This window comes from Brucella sp. TWI432 (assembly GCF_039674445.1).
GTDB classification, from domain to species: domain Bacteria; phylum Pseudomonadota; class Alphaproteobacteria; order Rhizobiales; family Rhizobiaceae; genus Brucella; species Brucella chromiisoli.
This window is the reverse complement of sequence record NZ_JBDJNL010000005.1, coordinates 115,715-133,892: the sequence shown is the minus strand read 5'-3', so window position 1 is coordinate 133,892 and position 18,178 is coordinate 115,715. Positions and strand designations below refer to the sequence as shown.

The following is an 18,178-nucleotide window of genomic DNA, read 5'->3' as shown; positions in this document are numbered from 1 at the left end:
CATTCCCGTTCGATATGGACCTGACTTTCTGTTCCATTAGTTAATAGAGGCGTGGTAATTTTAAGTGTCAGCTCATTTACGAGCTTTGTGCACAAGCATGCATAAAACATGGTAACCAGAATGCATCCAATTTTAACGATTGGGGCGTTTGCGTTAACAAACGGGGATTTCTTCAACAAAGATCATTTTAATGACTTGCAATATGGATCGATTCTCCGTATGTGACCCCCTGTCAGCGGACGCCGTAAGTGAGTTCGTTGAGATTTAGGTACGCGGTCGTAGCTCAGTTGGTTAGAGCGCAGGATTGTGGCTCCTGAGGTCGGTGGTTCGAATCCACCCGTCCGTACCATCTAATTTTCCCTAAGTGACTGATATTGCTGCATAAAATGCCAACGCAAAAATTGGCTATTGTGCTTTGCTCGGTATTTGTGCCACATTTCGCTCCACATTTTGCGCCACGCGCACCCTTAGGGAACGTCTTAAATGTCACGCAAACGCGAAGATAAACGGCCTGACAGGCACCTGCAGCAGCGCAACGGAAATTATTTTTATAAGCGTCGTGTCCCGCGCGAAGTTGCTGCATTCGATACGCGAGGTGAACATATTCGGATATCCCTTAAAACGGATGACCTCGCCACAGCTCGCGCCAAGCGCGACATCTATGAAGCTGCCGACAACGATTACTGGGCGTCGCTTATTCTCGGATTCGACGGCGATAAGGCAAAGCTGCAGTATAGCGCAGCCGTAAAGCGTGCTGAGGCATTTGGGTTCACGTATAAGCCAGCCTCCTTGCTTGCGCGTGAGTCTATCCACGCGCTGGCGGATCGTTTTGAGGCGATCCTGTCATCGCGGACCGATAAAAATTCAGTCACAGCTGTTCTTGGAAGTGTCGATCAGCCAACGGCTACGGTCTCGCAAGCTGAGAAAATCTATCTGGATGAGATCGTACCCCACGAGTTGACCGGCAAAAGTGCCGATCAGCGCAAGCGATGGATCGACAAGAAAAAGCGATCCTTCAAAAATTTCATTGAGGCAATCGGGGACAAGGCGCTCGTTGATATCACTAAGGACGATGCGAACAAATTCTATGGCACGTGGATGGTGCGTATCGCTCCAAAAGAAGGCCGTGGAACGCATTCAGCCTCCAGCGGCAATCGAGACATGGGAAATCTGCGCACGCTCTATTCGTCTTATTTTGCCTATATGGGCGACAAAGAGAGGAAGAACCCGTTTGAGGGGCTGAGTTTCAGCGAGCGCAAAAAGCGCAAGCGCCCACCGTTTCCCGTCTCCTGGATCACCGATAAGATCCTCAAGCCCGGATCGCTGGCCGGTTTGAACGATGAGGCTCGTGGCATTCTTTTGGTTCTGATCGAAACCGGGGCACGTATGGGTGAGATCGCGAATTTGTCAGCAAGTACGATATGCCTCAAGAGCAATATCCCGCACATCAACATCGAGCCGCGTGAAGATCCGGACGATCCGCGTGAGATCAAAACGACTTCGTCAATCAGGTCTGTGCCGTTGATCGGCGTGGCGCTGGAAGCTTTGCAGAAACACCCGAATGGGTTTCCGCGCTACAAGGACAAAGAAACCGTTCTATCAAATACGCTAAACAAGTATTTTCGGGACAATGAGCTGTTCCCGACTGAGAATCACACAATCTATTCGCTACGCCATGCTTTTGAGGATCGGATGAAAAATGCCGGACTGGATCACGAGCTGCGCCGGATATTAATGGGGCATACGATAGACCGCCCTGATTATGGGGAGGGCGGCTCTATGGAGTGGCGTTTGACGGAGATGCAGAAACTGCAGCTCCCGTTTGATCCCGCGATTGTCTGACGCGTTCCCGGATCAGCGACATTTTATCTACTGATTTTCGCCGATCTTCGATCTCCTGTTCCAGTCTTTCGTAGATTGGAAGCAGGTTATCAAATTCGGGGCTGTGATCGACCATTAGGCCACCAAGGAAATTCAGGTAGACCTCAAGCCGTTCAATTGTGACAGGAGGACGCCTAGCCACGTTTCCCTCCTGTGGGCTCGCTTGTTGGAGCGACTGAATTCAGATAGGTGATCTCCCATGTCGGGTGATATCGTTGTCCAGTTTTCAGGCCGTCTAATTTAATCAACAAATATGCGCCGTCCGCACCAATGATTGTTCCAAGCCTCGGCTTGCGTCCGCCTGTGTATTTTACGCGCGCGCCTTCGATCGCCGGCACTCGATAGTGGCTCTGAATATATTCTAAGCTCATGGCGCTACCTCAAGCTGATCGATATTTCGGTTGATGACGTTGAAAGTGTAAGCAACAACCCATGGGTTAGTCTCCCATGCAGCTTGTTCCACTGACGGCATCTGCACGATCTGGCATGGCACTGATTTATAGCCCCACATTGCTGCAGCAAGCGCTCTGTGCTGACCGTCAATAATAGCAAACAAGCCACCTTCTACCGGTGCGCAAAGAACAGGCGAGAAACGTGACCACCTGAAACCATCTGCGATCTGACGAATATTTTTCCAATTATGAGGCGAAAGAGGGCGCTGATAACCATCATCAATGACAAGCTGTTCAATTTTCACCCATTGAAGCATCGGCGCAGGTCCGGCTTCTGCAGGTGGGATTTCTGCTTTGGTAAAAACGACTTTGCGAAGATTACTCATATCAACCCCAAGATCTGTGCACCCAAGATGGCTGCTACGCACACGCTGGCTATGAGCGAGGCAATTGCGATCAGGTGATCATGTTTGCGACTGTGCGATTTGAAGGCAGATGGCAGGTTGAAACCTGTGGTGCCGGGGCGATTATGCATAGCGGCGCACCTCCAGCATAGCAAAGCTGCACGATCCGCTTCATTCAGGTTTCGCCATTTCTGGATATCGTAAGCGCCGAACATGATTCCGCGTGGTGAACCGCGTTGGGTTGTTCCAACTGAAAAGCCGTGCTGTTTAAGCAGTTGTTCTGCGCGGCGGACGGCAGCAAAATCGCCCTGATCCGTCAGTCTGGCCATGAAAATAATGTTTGACATTGGTCTCTCCGCTTCACCCCGGAGAACCGACTGCGCTTTCTACTCGTACCCGATCCAGCGCAGCCGGTTTTGGGCGGGGTGAGTGTTAAAATGCGCATAATGCACAATTGTGTCAATGATAAATGTGCATTACGAGCAATATTAATGTGCCTACTGAGGCATCCGAAAGCGCTCAAAGCGAATCTACGCCTGTGGAAAAGGTGCCGTCCCCATTAATTCTTTTAACATTATTTAAAATATGTTCTTGATGTGTTCTAATTCGTGAGTCATCATTCCATCACGTAAAGGGGGCAGTGGTGAGTATCGAGGATGAGCTGCTGAATGATTGGGAAAAGCTATCGCATGAAGAAAAACGAAGCTTTATTGCTTTCTGGCGGCAATCAATGTTCTTAAAAGAGGCAGCATCGCCTGCTTCTCTTGTTCGGTGGCTTCAGCAATTAGCTGGGTAAATTCATCATCAATGTCAGTAGCATGATTGCCTTCTAACCCTGACGGTCCTTTGCCTTCGCCTGTGAGGAGCCAAGCCTCACTAACGCGATAGGCTCGTGCATATTTGCTCGAAATGCGGCTAATGCCACGATTTCCCTGCTCGTGTTGAGCATAGGAGTTGTAATTCCATCCGAAATATTCGCATGCGCTTTTAGCGGTCTTAAATCCGCGAGCTATACGTGCGCTCTCTAAGCGCTTTGCAAAATCTGGGCGGGTGTCAATCATGGTTTGCATATTGCACACTTTCGATGTGCGTTTCGCCTTGACAAAGAATTGTGCTTAACGCACATTTCCCTTTATGAACGAAGCACCATTAAATATTCCGGCTATAAGAAAAGCACTTAACCTAACTCAGTCTGAGTTGGCAGGTATGGCAGGTGTTAATCTTTCAACCGTTTGGCGGTGGGAAAACGATGGTATTCCTAAGCGCGGACCTGCTCGGGCATTGCTGGATCGTCTTAACGAAGAAGCTTTCAGTTTAACCAAGTTTCCCGCCACCCCCTTGGCGAGTGATGATGCCGGAGCGTCTGTTACGCCCCCCGCTTCAAAAGGCGCTCCGGCAATCAAACCCACTTCGCCCGATTATCCCCCATCGGGTGAGGCGGGGGCGCAGTCTATGGGCATTGGCTGCGCCCCTGAATCCGTTTCCGGGGAGGGCGCGTGATGAGTGGAGGCGCATTATCTTACCTCTTTGTCTTTGCATCTCTGGCAATTGTCGCCTGTTCTATAATGCTGGTTATTTTGTGTTTGGCGATGCATCGTATGCTTCGGTTGCTGGATGTTGTCAGGTCTATGGTCAGCCACAATTTGGCGATTGTGGAGCTTATTGATTCCAGATTATCGGGCCCGGTGCCGGATGGAGCGCGGCCCGATTGTGCGAGGCCGGGCCATTTTATATACAGTAATGTCTCGCCTGAGCAGCCGCTTGGCGGTGTTTGCTGTGCTGCAAGAAAAATCCATTTAACCGTTAAGGTTTCATCCCCTTCAGTAACCGAAGAGGGAGCAATATGAGACAATCTTGCTCCTTTAACGCCAGATATTCGGATATTATGCGCATAAAGGCGCTCGTCCCAACGGTTTGTTATGCTGATTTGCGTGGCAAGCCAGCCGTTATCATCTGGTTTCTCGCATATTTTCCATTCCGCATAAGGCGATTCAGCGCGCGCACGGTTTTTCCGGTCCTTCCATGCCCACGCAAACGCGATGAGGCCAGGTATGGGAAGCAGGAAGGTAACTGGGGATTTCAGCCAAGCGGCTGCTGTTTGCGTTGCGACCACAAACGAAGCCCACCCGGCCTGAGTCCACGAAACAAGCTCTTCTACCATGGTGCTTATTCTCCAGTTTTTTCACAGTTACATGAGGTCATGCACCATGGTGGATGGCAAGCGCGTCGCTCCTTCCGGCTGCGGCGTGCTTGTCGCTTTGTGTCACCTTCTTCTGCATTGATGCCTCCATAATCAGAACGGTTTGAAACTCTCAAATTTTTGACCTTCCCGCCACGGGAAACGACGCCGGGTTTTCCCGGCGCGGGAAAGCTTTTGTCTTGAGGACTGCACGATATGGCTGACAACGAACCTCGCGAATTTACCGAACGCTGGCGTATGCGCGTTTTAGCTGCCCAGACTGATCTTATCGACGCTTATGGTGGTAGCCGCCGCGTGGTTGAAAAGTTCGCTATATCAAAGAGCCAGGTCGGGCGTTGGTATGGCGGTGTCGATCGTGACACTATGCCGATGCCGGTTGTCATGGCACTTGAAGGTTATGTTGGTCGCCCGATCGTAACCGGCATTATGGTTGAGTTTCTGGGATTGGAAATCGGCGGTACGGCTGCGGGTAACTCTGTTGAGGCTTGCCTGTCTGCACTCAATGCCGATCTTGTCGAACTGGCCGGAAACATGATGGTTGAAACCGTCCGGGCCAAGGCTGATGGGGTGATAACGCCATCGGAAGCGCAGCAGCTACGCAAACTCTCCCGGCAGATTGCAAAAATTCACGCTGATATTGATGGGCGGCTTGCCGGGGTGGAGGCGCGCGAGTTTTCAGGCCTGCGCATGGTGTCGGAATGAATACTTCGCAGGTTCTAAAGTACATCACGTGGTCAAATGGCCGGTGGGTGATGCGCTGGCGTCACCCTATCAGCCGATTTGGCAATGATCGGTCACGCCGTATCGTCGAGCACTTCTCTCACAAACCCGAAAAAGTTGATCGTATCGCCCGGCTCGTCATCGAGGCGGGTTCGACTTTGCGCTCAGGAAAGGCAGTTGAGCATGTCTGATTATGATCCATGGAGCGCAAAGCCTGTCGAGAAGCCAAAGGCAAAAGCAAAGGCGAAAGCAAAAGCTGATGAGCCGACCGTTAGCATCAGCATTCCGGGTGGGCCGAGTACGCCCGAAATTCCTTTGAGTGATTTTACAACTGCAGCGGAAGACATCGCCGGTCACATACGTGGTCCGAAGAAATCGAAGGTCGGTAAAGCCGAAGAAGTTTCTTCCAATGTGATTGCTGTCGGACAGCTGCGCGCGTTTATCGAGCGCATTGAGCGCCTTGAGGACGAAAAGAAGACGGTCGCTGACGACATTAAGGAAGTTTACGGCGAACTGAAAGGTTCCGGCTTCGACAGCAAGACCGTCCGAACAATCATTCGCCTGCGCAAAAAAGAAGACCATGAGCGCCATGAAGAGGAAGCAATGCTTCAACTCTACATGGATGCTCTTGGCATGTCGTGAGGCTTTCCGATGAAAAATTTCATCCTGAAACACGACTTCTTTTTCGCAGTTCTTCTCGCTGTGGTCAGTCTTCTGGCAGCGGCTTCCCCCTTTTTCATTGTCGTCTGGCTCGCGGAGGTTCGCTGATATGGACACGTCAACCTTTAAAGTTCCTGTTCGTTTGAATGCCAAAGCCTATGCCAGTCTTTCGGCTATGGCTGAGCGCAAGGGTTACAAGCCAAGTGCATTTGCGCAGATGCTTTTTGATGCAGCATTTGCCGCGCGTGTCGGTCAGGAACGCGGCGCTCCGGCACCGGATCGCGAATTGGATTTACATGTTCGCGTTGCGACCGCTCTTGCTGATGGCGTTGGGGCCGCGACCTTGGAAAGAGCCATTCTTCTGCTGGAAGGACATCGGGCCAAAGCAGCTGCGCCTGCGCGAAAGGCCAGGAAAAGAGAGGGGCAGGCATGAGTTACCCTGCGCACCCGCTTGCCGATATGTTCCCCATGATCCCGGAAGCGGATCGGAAGTTGCTCGCTGATGACATTGCCACGTTCGGGCAGCGTGAGCCGATTATTCTTCTTGAGGGCATGGTGCTGGATGGCCGCAACCGTCAGTGGGCCTGCGGCTTCGCAGAGGTTGAGCCGATTTATGAATATTATTCCGGCGATGATCCGCTCAATTTTGTTTTGTCGAAAAATCTGCATCGTCGCCACTTGACGGAAAGTCAGCGCGCGTTGATCGCGGCGAAAATTGTCGATTGGGAACGGGGTATCAATCAGACGACTGCCGGGCCTGCAAATTTACAGACCCGCCGTGCCGCTGAAAAGCTGTCCATTTCGGAACGTGCCGTTTATTCGGCCAAGCGTATCTATGAAAAGGGCGCGCCGGAGCTACTTGATGCCATCCGCGCAGGCAAGGTGACGATTCACACCGGTGAGGCGATTTCTGAATTGCAACATTCGGAACAGGCCAAAGTTGTTCGTGAAGAGAAGAAAGCGATTGTCGCCAAGGCCAAGGAAATCCGCGCCGACCAGCAAAAGGTAAAGCATGCGGTTCGCATGACAACCATGGGCATGATTGCAGACCGGGGAACGGCCACGGCACCGGCAGAGCTGGGGCGTGTCTATCCGGTCTACTATTTTGACGCGCCGTGGCAGTTCGGCGTTCATTCGGAAATGACAGGCCGCGAAAAGAGCGCGGAAAATCATTATCCGACGATGCCCACAGATGACATTGTTGCTCTTATGTCGCGGCTGATTGGTGGCGCCAATCCAGCGGTGTGTTTTGCGTGGGCGACCAATCCGATGCTGCCGGATGCGCTGCGGGTGCTGGATGCCTGCGGCTTCACTTATGTTCATCATTGGATCTGGGACAAGGAAGTCGCCGGAACCGGATATTGGGGGCGTGACCGGCATGAGCTGTTGCTGATCGGTCGGCGCGGCAATGTTGCGGCACCTTTGCGCGGCACACAGCCGGAAACAGTCCATCGCGAGCGCAAGGGCAAACACTCGGTCAAGCCTGCATTTTTCGCGGAACAAATCGAGCGGCTTTATCCCGGTCTGCCGAAACTTGAATTGTTTTGCCGCAATCCGCGCCCCGGCTGGGATGCCTGGGGATTTGAAGCTGCGGGGAGGGCTGAGGGATGACCGACACTATGCTGCCTATTCTTCGGGCAATGCATGACGCCGGGACCGACGCTGAACGGGCTGCAATCCTTTTGACGTGCCCGATTTCAATCATGTTGAAGTATCGGCAGGTGCTGGAAGCGTCATGCGCGCAACACGGTTTCGACGCTGGCAGTGAATATCTCACCTGCTTTTACGCAGCTATGCATGAAACACGCTATCGCGGTTTGATCAAAGGTGCTGCGCTGAAACATGCGCAAGGCCACTTATTGCTGCTTTGTGATGCGGTGTTGTCATGAGCGCTGATGCAATCAAACTGCGCCGCATAAGATCAAAGATCGCATCGCTCGAGGGCGCGCAATGGTTTCGCTCAGCCGATGAGCGCGGCGAGTTTGTCGAAGCGAAAACCCGCAACGGCGAGCTTAATGAGATTGCGCGGTTTCATCCCGGCACATTGCAAGAAGAAATCGACTTCGTTGTCAGCGCACCCGAAATGGTTTCGTTTCTGCTTCGTCTTGTTGATCGCGCTATCAAGTCTGCGCGCAACAATCAGGAGCCGCAACAGCAACAGACGCGGCGACAACACAAGCGCGAAAAAGACTTCGCGGCGGAAGCAGCCATGAAGTGCGATGACGCTGTTTTTAGGGCGTTTCTCGAAGAGCGGCACGGTCTTGAGCGGCCTTTGACACCGGATCGCGCGGCGCAACGGCTGCGCTCGATCCTCAATATCAAAACCAGAAAAGAATTGAATGAAAGCAGCGCTGCAGCTGAACGCTGGCAGGATTTCCGCGCTGCTTTTGAAGTATGGAAGAGGGTGGGGTGATGAAGGAAGAGGCTACCATTCGCCGTGGTGCGCGAAATGCGCGATATGCGGCGATACCTAATCACGTATTTGAAGAAACGCGTCTTTCTATGGAGGCGCGTTGGCTTCTTGGTTATCTTTTGTCAAAGCCTGATAACTGGACGGTGGTGCTGCGCGACATCATTAACAAAGGCAATTGCGGTCGCGACAAGGCGCGCCGCATGATCGCTGAGTTAGTCGAGCTTGGCTACGCACAGAAAGAACAGGCGCGTGACGGTGGACGCTTTAGTGTCCTGTCACTGGTTATCTATGATGAGCCGTTTGCAAACCAAGTTGCTGAAAGTGTTGCATCTTTACCGCAGACTGAAAATCCGTCAACGGATAAACCGGCGCCGGTAAATCACCCCCTAGTAATAACTGATAATCTAGAAAAAACTGATCATAGATCTGAGAGAGGCGCGAGCGCAAATGATCGGGAAGATCGAAAGAAAATAGAGAAGGCTTATTGGAGGTTGGTTCGGTCTTGGCCAAAGCTTGATGGAACGCCGCAGGCAAAGTGGTTCGATTCTTGGCTGGCTCTGACCCCCGAAGAGCGAATCCAGGCAGTGGAAAAACGCGATGCTTGGGTTGAACTGCTGCGTGCGAACGGTCGTGATCACATCCATGTGCCGGGGACATACTTCGAAAACAAGCTTTGGGAACAGGTTCCAGATGCACCGGCAGAGTCCGCTGATCAACCCGCGCGCCTTGAAGCTAAACCCTTCGGGAAACTGTTTGGTATCGACGTCTATCGTAATTTCCTGACAGTTTCTCCGGGTCCAATCTCAGGACCGACAGCTTTCGAGCGTGCTCAAATCCAGCACGGAGAGCGGACCGAGAATGAAATATTTCGAGAAAAATTGGTGAAACAGGGTTGGGCCTCGGTTGAGGCTATGTTCGAGCGTGCAGCTACTGGTCGCTCTATCGCTGTGTCAGGACGGCTGCAAGCGCTTAGCGACCAAATGGAATCCGTTGGTGTCGGTAGTGATCGTTGGCTTGAGTGGCAGGCATACCACGCTGAGCGCGGATGGCGTTGGTACCCTTCACCTGACTGGCTCAAATGGGTCTATTTTCCGGTCGGTGGCCCAGATGGTCTGAAAGAATTCGAAACAGCTTTGAGGGGATTGGGTGAAAATGATGGCAATTGATCCATGTCAGATCGATACCGCAATAGCATCTTCACCTACAGCTGAACAGTGCAGAGCCATTGATAAGGTGATTGCAGAGCGCCGTCGCATTGAGCGGTTGAGGGCGTCAGCCGCGAATCGTGTGAGCGATGATTCTCCTTGGTTGGTGCTCAATGTGATGACTGGGCGTGAACTTTCCGTTCGTGATGAACTAATCGCGTCAAATATTGAAGTGATTGTCCCCATGAAAATGGGGCCAAAAATTCGCAGGCAAGGGCGTGAAATACCGGCAAAACAGCAGCCCGTGATGGATGGCTATGTGCTTGTTCGTTGCGCCATAGCGAATGAATGTATTGCTGGCTTATTGAGCTTTGATGGTGTGATTTCTGTACTGGGTGGTTACGAAGCGCCGTTTCTTGTGAATGCGGAAAAAATCATTCTTTTCAAGGTGAAAGCCGAAGGTGGTAAATATGATTATGAACATTTTCACCGTAAGTTTGTGGGCGTGAAATGGGTGCTGATTGCTGACGGGCCATTCGCTGGAAGCCGTGCTGAATTGATCTCTGGGGGCGCGAAGGGCAATGGTCTTGTAGTTGTCGAACTTGTTGTTATGGGCAGGCCAGTGGCTATGATTTTGCCTATTGCAATCCTCGAACCGTTGTGAGTTAAATCCGGTTACTGGATGATCCGGTTTAGATAGTGATCCTCGATACACGGTAAAACGTGGGGACAAGTTCCTGAGGTGGCCACGCTCGGACCCCGCCCTGACAGTCTCAATTGTGAGACACCGATTCAGGGCCAGAGCGTGAGCTATGTCTTAAATTCATCAACGAAGTTGAGCGCCTTTGAGGCGCTCTTTCTTTAGATGCTTTCTGCATGCTTGATGATGCGAGCAATCTGTGTCGGATCTTCAATGCCGCTGTCATAGATGTGGTATATGCGCTTTGCGAGTTCTTGCACTTCGGCTTCTGTTTGTGTGGTTCGTCCCAGTAGCGCGCAAGTTTCGTGATATGCTGTTTGCAAGGCTTTAAGCTGGTCGGGGTTATAGGTTCCAATAAATTGGTCGGAACGAAACGGCATACTTATCTTTCGTTTTAGTGGCACCGGCTCACTGATTATAATTCAGGGTTGTGCGAGTGGATATGGATTTCGCGCATCTTTCTCAAACACGCTAATTATGAGCTGTATCGGTACGAAATGCTCCCGCTGTATGGCAGAAGAATGGCGGATTTGTTCGCGATCCCGTGCGTTTTATCGCATTGAGCCTTGATCAAATGTAGTTGGCAATTTTCTCAGCAAAGTTTGGTTAATCAAGGGGGCGGTTGAAAATGCTATGAAACTGGATGTCTCAACCGGTCTTGATGGATCATCGGCTGCATATCTGAACTTTGATACGAAAGGCTTTGATGCGCTGCTGACTTCGCTTGAGCGCGACGTCATGCCAAAAGCTGCTGTCGCGGCACTTAATCACGTTGCAGCCGTTGGACGACTTCAGGTGCAGGAAGAAATGGAGCTTAAGCTTGATCGGGTAACACCTTTTGCGAAAAAGGGTATTATCTACGAAAAGGCAAACAAAGATCGCCTGTCCGCCATGGTGATGATTTCTGGGCGATCATGGGCGGCAAAAAACGCTACGCCGCCTGCAAATTTTCTGACACCGCAATTCTTTGGAGGGCAGCGCAATCTGAAGTCTTTTGAACGCCAATTGCAATCGGCTGGTTATCTCAAGGCTGGCGAATATGCTGTTCCTGCAAGGGAAACGCCGCTCGATCAATACGGCAACGTTAAGGTGGCCCTGATCGTCCGCATCCTTGCTGATCTGAGAGTTACACCAAGAACCGAGGGGTATAACCGCAAGCGCAGTGAGGCTTCGACAAAACGCAACCGGAACTATCGCTTCGCTCGTTTCTTTGTTGCGGATCGCAATTCACACCTCCACCCTGGAATTTGGCAGCGTGACCCTCGTGATAACAGCATCAAGGCGGTGTTTTTGTTTGTTCGCATGCGTCCTTATGCAAAACGTATCGACTTCTTCGGGGTCGTGAAGGAAGTTGCCGAGAAGAAATTCGGCCAGTTCATGGCGGAAGAGATCGGCAAGCGGATGAAGCGCTGATTGATCGGATTTCGGTTTGCCCCTCAAAATGTTTCGGGTCCTTCCTCGCCGGGGCTGACTGCGGGTATTTCGCACGGCTGCATCGGGTCAGTCTGAGCCGGAAAACGAAGCCTAAACTCAAGGCTAAACTCCTAAACTCAAACGCTAAAGTTGGAACATTGAGCGCGGGATCAAGCGCCGCCGCTGCTTTATCCCGAGGTTGACAGATGACAGCAACGCAATCGTTGCCCACGATGACGAAGGGCGAGTTTGCCCGATTGATCAATGTCACGCCGGGCCGTGTCTCTCAATACATTGCATCGGGGCAGATTGGTCCTGATGCGCTTGATGGGACAGGCCGTAGCGCGCGGATTATTGTCGATAAGGCGCGCCGTCACCTGAGTGGCCGTCTGGATGTAGCGCAGCGGGTCGGGCTTAACGGCATTGGCACGCGGGTTGCATCTTCGGAGGAAGCGAAGTCGGAACTTGATCTTTCGAGTGCGCCGACAGTTACGCTGCCGCGTACAGACGCGGTGGCCGACCAGATCGCCCTGGAAAAACTTGAACAAGCCAAAATGCAGACTGCGCGGGCACGCCGCGAGGAAGCACTTGCAGAGGGCCGGTACATTTTCGCAGACGATGCAAAAGCAGAAATCACCCGCGCTGTTGCGATGGCTTACCGGGTGATGGAGGGCGGACTAGCGGACATGGCGACATATCTGGCTGGGAAGTTTGAAGTGCCGCAACGCGATATTCTGCATCACCTGCAGAAGTCCTTTCGTGATGTCCGTGCTCGCGCCGCTCAAGGCTTTCGTGAAGCTGCCGAGAATGAGCCAGACCATACATCTGATGATGTCGCTGAAAAAGCCGATGAGGATGAAGAATGACACTTCTCTGCAATCCGCGCCGCTTGACGTTTCAGGTGCTGATGCAGGAAACCGAGCCGCCACCGCCTGTCGATTATCTAAAATGGGCGAAAGCAAACATCGTCTTTTCGGATCGTATCACGCAGTTTCCGGGGCCTTATAACGAAGCGCTGTTTCCGTTCTTCTCGGAAATTCTTAGAGCGCTCTCGCCTGAAGATGCTTGTCGTATGGTGACAATTTCAAAGTCGGCGCAGGTTGGCGGTACTGTTCTGGCGAACATCTTCACGCTTGGCACCATGGACATGGACCCGTGCGATTTCTTGTATGTGCATCCGACTGAGGAAAACGCCTCACGTTGGTCCAAGCAAAAGTTAATGCCATTGTTGCGGGAAACCACGGCACTGGCGGCGCTCTTCCCCGAAAAAAGCAGGGATGGCAGCAACTCGATCCATTACAAGGAACGCGCAGACGGTCGCGGGGCTATTCAGGCAGCGGGGGCAAATTCGCCTTCAGGCCTTTCGATGATTTCGCCGCGCAAACAGGTTCAGGACGATCTATCGAAATGGCAGAATAATGAGGCGGGCGACCCGGAAAGTCAGGCAGAAAGCCGTTCAAAGGCATTCATTGCGGCGAAGATTCTTAAAATCTCCACGCCGCTGATTGCTCCCGGCTGTCGGATTTCGACCAATTTTGAGCAGGGTACGCAGGAGCGCTATCATGTGCCTTGTCCGCATTGTTCTCATCTGCATGCTCTCGAATGGGAGAACATGCGCGATCATATCGATGCCGAGCACCCTGAGAAGGCCGGTTTCTTCTGTCCCAAGTGCGGCGGCGAAATCCGCGAGCATCACCGGTCTTGGATGGTTGATCCTGCGAATGGTGCAAAGTGGGTGGCCAAATACCCGGAACGGGCGCGCTATCATCGTTCGTTTCATATCTGGGTGGCTTACTCGCCGCTGGAAAGCTGGGAGGCGTTAGCACGAGCGCATCTCAATGTGCAGCGTGGCGGTCCAGATGATAAGGGCAAGAAATCGGGTGCCGAACAGGTGTTCTTCAATGACTGGCTGGGCCAGCCATTTGAAACCGATGGTGAGGCGATTGGCTGGGAATTGCTACGAGATCGTGCAGAGCTTGGCCAAGTCATTCGCGGTGTTATCCCGCCACGTGCATTGATCCTGACCATCGGCATCGATGTTCAGGGCGATCGCGTTGAGTGGCAGCTTCTGGGGCATGGCAAGAACCGCTATCGTGTTGTGATTGATCGCGGCATCTTCGATGACACTGCTGGCAGATCCCTGCCGGGATATGTCGCTCACTCTGGTCATATTTCAGAGCCACAGGTGCAGCATGCGCTGTCAAAGCTTGTTCAGCGTGAATGGCCCGACACATGGGGCAACAAGCGCCGCGCTGACCTGACTGCTATCGACGGCAACGCTTACACTGAGGATGTCTGGGAATGGGCGCGTAAGCATCCGATTACGGATGTCATCATGGTGCGCGGTGATAACCGTGAAACCGCTCCGATGTTGGCGCAGGTGAAGAAGGAAAAGGACAAGCGCGGCAAGCCGCTTCGCTATCAGCGCCGTTTCTTCAACTTCAATGCTTCGGTGATGAAGGCTTCGCTTTATCGATCCTATAAAAAGGAAGATCCAGAACAGACCGGATATATCGAGTTTGCCAAGGGTCTAGGCGATGATTTCTTTCAGCAGGCCACGTCAGAGAGGCGTGTTCAACGCAAAAGCCGTGCAGGCCATCCCTACTATGAATGGGAACTGCCATCAGGCGTGCGTAACGAAGCGCTTGATATGATCAATCAGGCGCAGGCCGCAGCCCTTCGTCTCGGTATCAATTACTGGACCGAGGAAGAATGGGATGCTCTCGCAGAGCGCCTCGCGAGCGAACCGCCACCTGCGCAGCTCGATCTTGAAGAGATAATGTTTAAGTCGGCGCCGCATTTGTCGCCACCATCAAAGCCCGAACCCCAGAAAAACAATCCGCTAGTAGCGGCAGCAATTGCCAAAGCGCGGGCGCGAGCCTCCCGCCGAGGCTGACAGGAGAAGTCATGGCCAGTCGTGAGATTATTCAGCAGCGTCTCACCGAGGCACAGAATGCGTTGCATAAATTGCTGACAGGCGCTGCAACAGTACAGCTGAGTTATCAGGGCGAAAGCATCACTTATACCACTGCGGATGAGGGAAGGCTGCGCAGCTATATTAAGCAGCTCGAAGCCCAGCTTGGCATCGCTCCGCCTCGCACGCGGGCGCGAAGGGTGGTGTTCGGATGAGCGAAACTGTCATTCTGGACGGCTTCGGCAATCCTCTGCCAACTGCTGTTCGTACAGCGGCACGCAGACGTTATGCAATGAGTGCGGCCTATAGTGCAGCTGGTAACGATCATTCCTCAATGGCCGGTTGGCGGCCCGGAACTTATTCCGGACAGTCTGCGCTTGGTCTTAACCGCGATGTCGTTGTTGACCGTATAAATGATGCGGTTCGTAACAGCGGCTGGGCCTCCGCAGGTGTAACGCGTCTTGTTGATAATGTCGTCGGCTCAGGCTGGCGCTTATCGTCAAAGCCGAATGCCCGCACACTCAATCTCACCGAAGATGAAGCCGACGAGATCGGCGATCAGATTGAGGCTCTCTGGTCTGATGTGGCGACGGATCCGAGCAACTGGTTTGATGCCGAACGCACTAAGTCGGTTTCCGGCATCCTTGGGCTGGCAGCGCGCCATCGCTTTACCGATGGTGAGGCCTTTGCGGTGTTGCCTTATCGTATGGGCGGAAACGGTTATGGTACATGCGTGCATGTGATCGACCCGGCGCGTTTGTCGAATCCAATGGGGAAAATGGACTCTGAGACGCTGCGCGATGGCGTTGAACTCGACGAATATGGTGCGCCGATTGCCTATAATGTTCGCAAAGCACATCCTGGCGACGTGTTTGGTCGTATGCGCGACACCTTCATCTGGGAGCGGATTGAGCGAGAAGATGAATTTGGCAGGCCGCTTGCAGTTCATTCCTTTGAAGCAACACGCGCAGGCATGACACGCGGTGCCTCGCGTTGGGCACCGATCTTGCAGCAATTGAAACAGGTATCGGATTATAACGATTATGAATTACAGGCTGCATCGCTCAATGCGGTGATGGCAGCTTTCATCAAAACGCCTTTCGATATGGACCAGTTGGCGGATTCTCTGGGTGCTTCCGATATCGGCAAGTCGGTTAATGCATTGGGTGCTGCGCAGGCAGCGGCTTATGCCGTTGACCCTATCCGGCTTAAGGGTGCGCAGATCAATTTCCTCAATCCCGGTGAGGATGTGGTTTTTACAAAGTCTGAGCATCCGAATGCTGCATTTGAAGTTTTTGTGAATGCTGGACTTCGTAACATCGCATCCTGTGTTGGTCTGACCTATGAGCAGCTCACCATGGATTGGTCGAAGGTCAATTATTCCAGTGCGCGTGCAGCGCTTCTGGAAATCTGGCGTGGACTTTCGTCTGAGAAATCGAGCTTCGCTCATTCGTTCATGCAGCCGATTTACTGGGCTTGGCTTGAAGAGGTGTTCGATCAGGGCCGCATTCGTCTGCCAGCGCGCGCAGCTTCATTTGAAGCAAATCCGGCTGGCTGGGTGCGCGCTGCATGGATTGGCAGTGGTCGTGGTTGGGTTGATCCTGAGAAGGAAGCGAAAGCCGCTGCCATCCGCCTGGCAACGGGTCTGACCACGCAGGAATCAGAGTCTGCCGAACAGGGGCGCGACTGGAAGGAAGATACAATCCAGCGTGCGCGTGAGCTTCGGTTTGCCCGTAAGCATGGTGTCACGCCAGGTGAAGCGGCAAGTGCCGGTGTCGTGTCGCGCTTCGTCAATGAGCCGGCCAAGCCGGGCGAAGGCGATGAGGAAGAACAAAAATGATGCCATATGCAATGCCAGAAGTTGCGGCGCGTCTCTTCAATACACCTTTGATGCTGCATGAGGGGAAGGCTAACATCATCGCGCGGGCTTTTGGTCCGCGTGTTCTCGGAAATGAGGTGAACGTTCACGCTTCCCCTGAAATGGGTGTCCTTACTCAGGACATGCGCGAGTTGCGCGACGGTTGGACAGGAGATAAAATATACAATGGCCCCAAGATGTTGGGGCCTGTTGCTGTCATTGAGGTTGAAGGCTCACTCGTTAACAAGGGTGCATGGGTGGGGAAGTCTTCGGGTGTCACTTCCTATGAAGGGCTGAACATCCAGATTGCCGATTGTATTGAGCGCGATGACATTAAAGCTGCTGTCTTTGAAATCGATAGTTTCGGCGGTGAAGTTGATGGCTGTTTTAATTGCGCAGAGGATTTGTATCTTCTGTCTCAGAAAAAGCCGACGATTGCCATTCTGACCGATCATGCCTGTTCTGCAGCCTATTTGATCGCCTCTGCCTGCCGTCAGATTATTATCCCTGCCACGGGCTATGCCGGTTCAATCGGCGTAATCTCGATGCATGTTGATGCATCTGAATGGGCCAAGAAACAAGGGCTTGGCGTTACGATCCTGCGAGCAGGTGAGCGAAAAGCACGTCCGGGCATGTTCGAAGCTATGTCCGATGAAGAATACGATACCGCAATTGAGGATCTCGAATCCATGCGCGTGTTGTTTGCCGAAACCGTTGCACGTTATCGCGGCGGTCGCATTTCTCTTGATGCCGCTCTCGCAACCGAGGCGGATACGTTTCGAGGCCAGAAGGCCGTTGATCTTGGCATTGTCGATGCTGTTGCACGGCCAAAAGATGCCTTCAACGCTTTTCTGGCAGCGATAGGCGCGTAAGCGCAACGCCTGACCCACACTCACAATTTAAATAAGGAATAGAGCCGATGTCGCTTACACGCGCTATCCGGGCTGCCGTTGGTGGCCGCTCCATGAAGTCACGTCTTGAGGAAGATAAACCCAAGGAACTCGAAGACGACGAACGTCCAGAAGAGGCCGAGGATGACGAAAATAATGAGCCGTCGGCAGAAGGTCATGACGATCAAAAGCCTGAAGCCGAAGAGGATGAACCTGTCGCCGATGAAAATAAGGATGAAGGCGAATATGCACGCGGTCGCCGTGCTGAGCGTCAGCGTATGTCTTCGATCCTTGGTTGCGCTCAGGCTGATGGCAATCCATCACTTGCTGCACATTTGGCGTTCAATACCAATATGAGCGCCAAGAATGCGATCGCAGCTCTGAAGGCTTCCGGCCCTGCAGCATCTTCGCAGCCTTCCTTGTCATCGCGCATGAATGGCCGCGTTCCAGCCCTTGGCAATGGCGGCGTAGCTTTACAGCCAAAGTCAGCGGATGCGAAGCTCGTTGCGTTCGCCAAGAACCGTGCGGCAGCACGCAAGGCATAAGCCTGCAAGCCTTTTTCATTTTCAATCGTTCATAGGGAGTGCT

Annotated in this window: 23 protein-coding genes and 1 tRNA gene; 19 read left to right on the top strand and 5 right to left on the bottom strand. The window is 52.7% G+C overall.

Features of this window, described 5'->3' with window-relative positions; genetic code table 11:
• Positions 1-272 precede the first annotated feature (272 nt).
• Positions 273-349, top strand: a tRNA-His gene (locus tag ABE527_RS10365).
• Positions 350-483: 134 nt separating this feature from the next.
• The gene (locus tag ABE527_RS10360; RefSeq protein WP_499696879.1) at positions 484-1,842 is read left to right on the top strand and encodes a DUF6538 domain-containing protein; all 1,359 of its coding nucleotides are present in this window, start codon (positions 484-486) and stop codon (positions 1,840-1,842) included.
• A gap of 406 nt (positions 1,843-2,248) precedes the next feature.
• Here the strand turns inward: ABE527_RS10360 and ABE527_RS10355 are convergent, their stop codons facing one another.
• From ABE527_RS10355 to ABE527_RS10345, 3 genes are all read right to left on the bottom strand, one after another.
• On the bottom strand, positions 2,249-2,659 hold the full coding sequence (locus ABE527_RS10355; RefSeq protein ID WP_499696878.1) for a hypothetical protein: 411 nt from the start codon (positions 2,657-2,659) through the stop codon (positions 2,249-2,251).
• A complete protein-coding gene (locus tag ABE527_RS10350; RefSeq protein WP_499696877.1) occupies positions 2,656-3,024 on the bottom strand; it encodes a hypothetical protein in 369 nt (122 codons plus the stop codon). Before ABE527_RS10350 ends, ABE527_RS10355 begins: the two co-directional genes overlap by 4 nt.
• 360 nt (positions 3,025-3,384) lie before the next feature.
• Positions 3,385-3,747: an XRE family transcriptional regulator gene (locus ABE527_RS10345; RefSeq protein WP_499696876.1), complete on the bottom strand. Its 363-nt coding sequence runs from the start codon at positions 3,745-3,747 to the stop codon at positions 3,385-3,387.
• 64 nt (positions 3,748-3,811) lie between these two features.
• On the opposite strand from ABE527_RS10345, the gene ABE527_RS10340 reads away from it, so the two are divergent.
• Complete coding sequence (locus ABE527_RS10340; protein WP_499696875.1) at positions 3,812-4,177, top strand: helix-turn-helix domain-containing protein; 366 nt, start codon at positions 3,812-3,814, stop codon at positions 4,175-4,177.
• Between the two features lie 19 nt (positions 4,178-4,196).
• On the opposite strand, the gene ABE527_RS10335 is transcribed toward ABE527_RS10340, so the two are convergent.
• Positions 4,197-4,838 carry a hypothetical protein gene (locus ABE527_RS10335; protein ID WP_499696874.1) on the bottom strand — a complete coding sequence of 214 codons (642 nt, stop codon included), beginning with the start codon at positions 4,836-4,838 and terminating at the stop codon, positions 4,197-4,199.
• Positions 4,839-5,072: 234 nt separating this feature from the next.
• Here ABE527_RS10335 and ABE527_RS10330 point away from each other — a divergent pair, with 234 nt between their 5' ends.
• The 9 genes from ABE527_RS10330 to ABE527_RS10290 all read left to right on the top strand — a co-directional run bounded on the left by ABE527_RS10330 (position 5,073) and on the right by ABE527_RS10290 (position 10,479).
• Positions 5,073-5,579 carry a hypothetical protein gene (locus ABE527_RS10330; protein WP_499696873.1) on the top strand — a complete coding sequence of 169 codons (507 nt, stop codon included), beginning with the start codon at positions 5,073-5,075 and terminating at the stop codon, positions 5,577-5,579.
• The gene (locus ABE527_RS10325) at positions 5,576-5,788 is read left to right on the top strand and encodes a hypothetical protein (protein ID WP_499696872.1); all 213 of its coding nucleotides are present in this window, start codon (positions 5,576-5,578) and stop codon (positions 5,786-5,788) included. The genes ABE527_RS10330 and ABE527_RS10325 overlap by 4 nt, the downstream gene beginning before the upstream one ends.
• A 220-nt stretch (positions 5,789-6,008) precedes the next feature.
• Positions 6,009-6,239 carry a DUF2312 domain-containing protein gene (locus ABE527_RS10320; RefSeq protein WP_499693910.1) on the top strand — a complete coding sequence of 77 codons (231 nt, stop codon included), beginning with the start codon at positions 6,009-6,011 and terminating at the stop codon, positions 6,237-6,239.
• A gap of 127 nt (positions 6,240-6,366) precedes the next feature.
• Positions 6,367-6,690, top strand: a complete 324-nt coding sequence (locus tag ABE527_RS10315) for a hypothetical protein (protein WP_499693811.1) — start codon at positions 6,367-6,369, stop codon at positions 6,688-6,690.
• Positions 6,687-7,868 carry an MT-A70 family methyltransferase gene (locus ABE527_RS10310; protein ID WP_499696871.1) on the top strand — a complete coding sequence of 394 codons (1,182 nt, stop codon included), beginning with the start codon at positions 6,687-6,689 and terminating at the stop codon, positions 7,866-7,868. The genes ABE527_RS10315 and ABE527_RS10310 overlap by 4 nt, the downstream gene beginning before the upstream one ends.
• On the top strand, positions 7,865-8,146 hold the full coding sequence (locus ABE527_RS10305; RefSeq protein WP_499696870.1) for a hypothetical protein: 282 nt from the start codon (positions 7,865-7,867) through the stop codon (positions 8,144-8,146). The genes ABE527_RS10310 and ABE527_RS10305 overlap by 4 nt, the downstream gene beginning before the upstream one ends.
• Positions 8,143-8,670, top strand: a complete 528-nt coding sequence (locus ABE527_RS10300) for a hypothetical protein (RefSeq protein ID WP_499693815.1) — start codon at positions 8,143-8,145, stop codon at positions 8,668-8,670. Before ABE527_RS10305 ends, ABE527_RS10300 begins: the two co-directional genes overlap by 4 nt.
• Positions 8,670-9,836, top strand: a complete 1,167-nt coding sequence (locus ABE527_RS10295) for a helix-turn-helix domain-containing protein (protein ID WP_499696869.1) — start codon at positions 8,670-8,672, stop codon at positions 9,834-9,836. Before ABE527_RS10300 ends, ABE527_RS10295 begins: the two co-directional genes overlap by 1 nt.
• On the top strand, positions 9,823-10,479 hold the full coding sequence (locus ABE527_RS10290; protein ID WP_499696868.1) for a transcription termination/antitermination NusG family protein: 657 nt from the start codon (positions 9,823-9,825) through the stop codon (positions 10,477-10,479). The genes ABE527_RS10295 and ABE527_RS10290 overlap by 14 nt, the downstream gene beginning before the upstream one ends.
• Before the next feature lie 197 nt (positions 10,480-10,676).
• Here the strand turns inward: ABE527_RS10290 and ABE527_RS10285 are convergent, their stop codons facing one another.
• Positions 10,677-10,895: a hypothetical protein gene (locus ABE527_RS10285; protein ID WP_499696867.1), complete on the bottom strand. Its 219-nt coding sequence runs from the start codon at positions 10,893-10,895 to the stop codon at positions 10,677-10,679.
• A 253-nt stretch (positions 10,896-11,148) separates the two neighbouring features.
• On the opposite strand from ABE527_RS10285, the gene ABE527_RS10280 reads away from it, so the two are divergent.
• The 7 genes from ABE527_RS10280 (at position 11,149) to ABE527_RS10250 (ending at position 18,135) form a co-directional block, all read left to right on the top strand.
• Positions 11,149-11,928 (top strand): hypothetical protein, encoded by a 780-nt coding sequence (locus tag ABE527_RS10280; RefSeq protein WP_499696866.1) that lies wholly within the window; start codon positions 11,149-11,151, stop codon positions 11,926-11,928.
• A 206-nt stretch (positions 11,929-12,134) separates the two neighbouring features.
• Positions 12,135-12,794, top strand: coding sequence for a hypothetical protein (locus tag ABE527_RS10275; protein WP_499696865.1), 660 nt, complete (start codon positions 12,135-12,137; stop codon positions 12,792-12,794).
• Positions 12,791-14,824, top strand: coding sequence for a phage terminase large subunit family protein (locus tag ABE527_RS10270; RefSeq protein WP_499696864.1), 2,034 nt, complete (start codon positions 12,791-12,793; stop codon positions 14,822-14,824). The genes ABE527_RS10275 and ABE527_RS10270 overlap by 4 nt, the downstream gene beginning before the upstream one ends.
• Positions 14,825-14,835: 11 nt before the next feature.
• Positions 14,836-15,057, top strand: coding sequence for a gpW family head-tail joining protein (gene gpW / locus ABE527_RS10265; RefSeq protein WP_499696863.1), 222 nt, complete (start codon positions 14,836-14,838; stop codon positions 15,055-15,057).
• Positions 15,054-16,682 (top strand): phage portal protein, encoded by a 1,629-nt coding sequence (locus ABE527_RS10260; protein WP_499696862.1) that lies wholly within the window; start codon positions 15,054-15,056, stop codon positions 16,680-16,682. The genes gpW and ABE527_RS10260 overlap by 4 nt, the downstream gene beginning before the upstream one ends.
• The gene (locus ABE527_RS10255; RefSeq protein ID WP_499696861.1) at positions 16,679-17,572 is read left to right on the top strand and encodes a S49 family peptidase; all 894 of its coding nucleotides are present in this window, start codon (positions 16,679-16,681) and stop codon (positions 17,570-17,572) included. Before ABE527_RS10260 ends, ABE527_RS10255 begins: the two co-directional genes overlap by 4 nt.
• Positions 17,573-17,619: 47 nt before the next feature.
• The gene (locus tag ABE527_RS10250) at positions 17,620-18,135 is read left to right on the top strand and encodes a hypothetical protein (protein ID WP_499696860.1); all 516 of its coding nucleotides are present in this window, start codon (positions 17,620-17,622) and stop codon (positions 18,133-18,135) included.
• Positions 18,136-18,178: the final 43 nt, after the last annotated feature.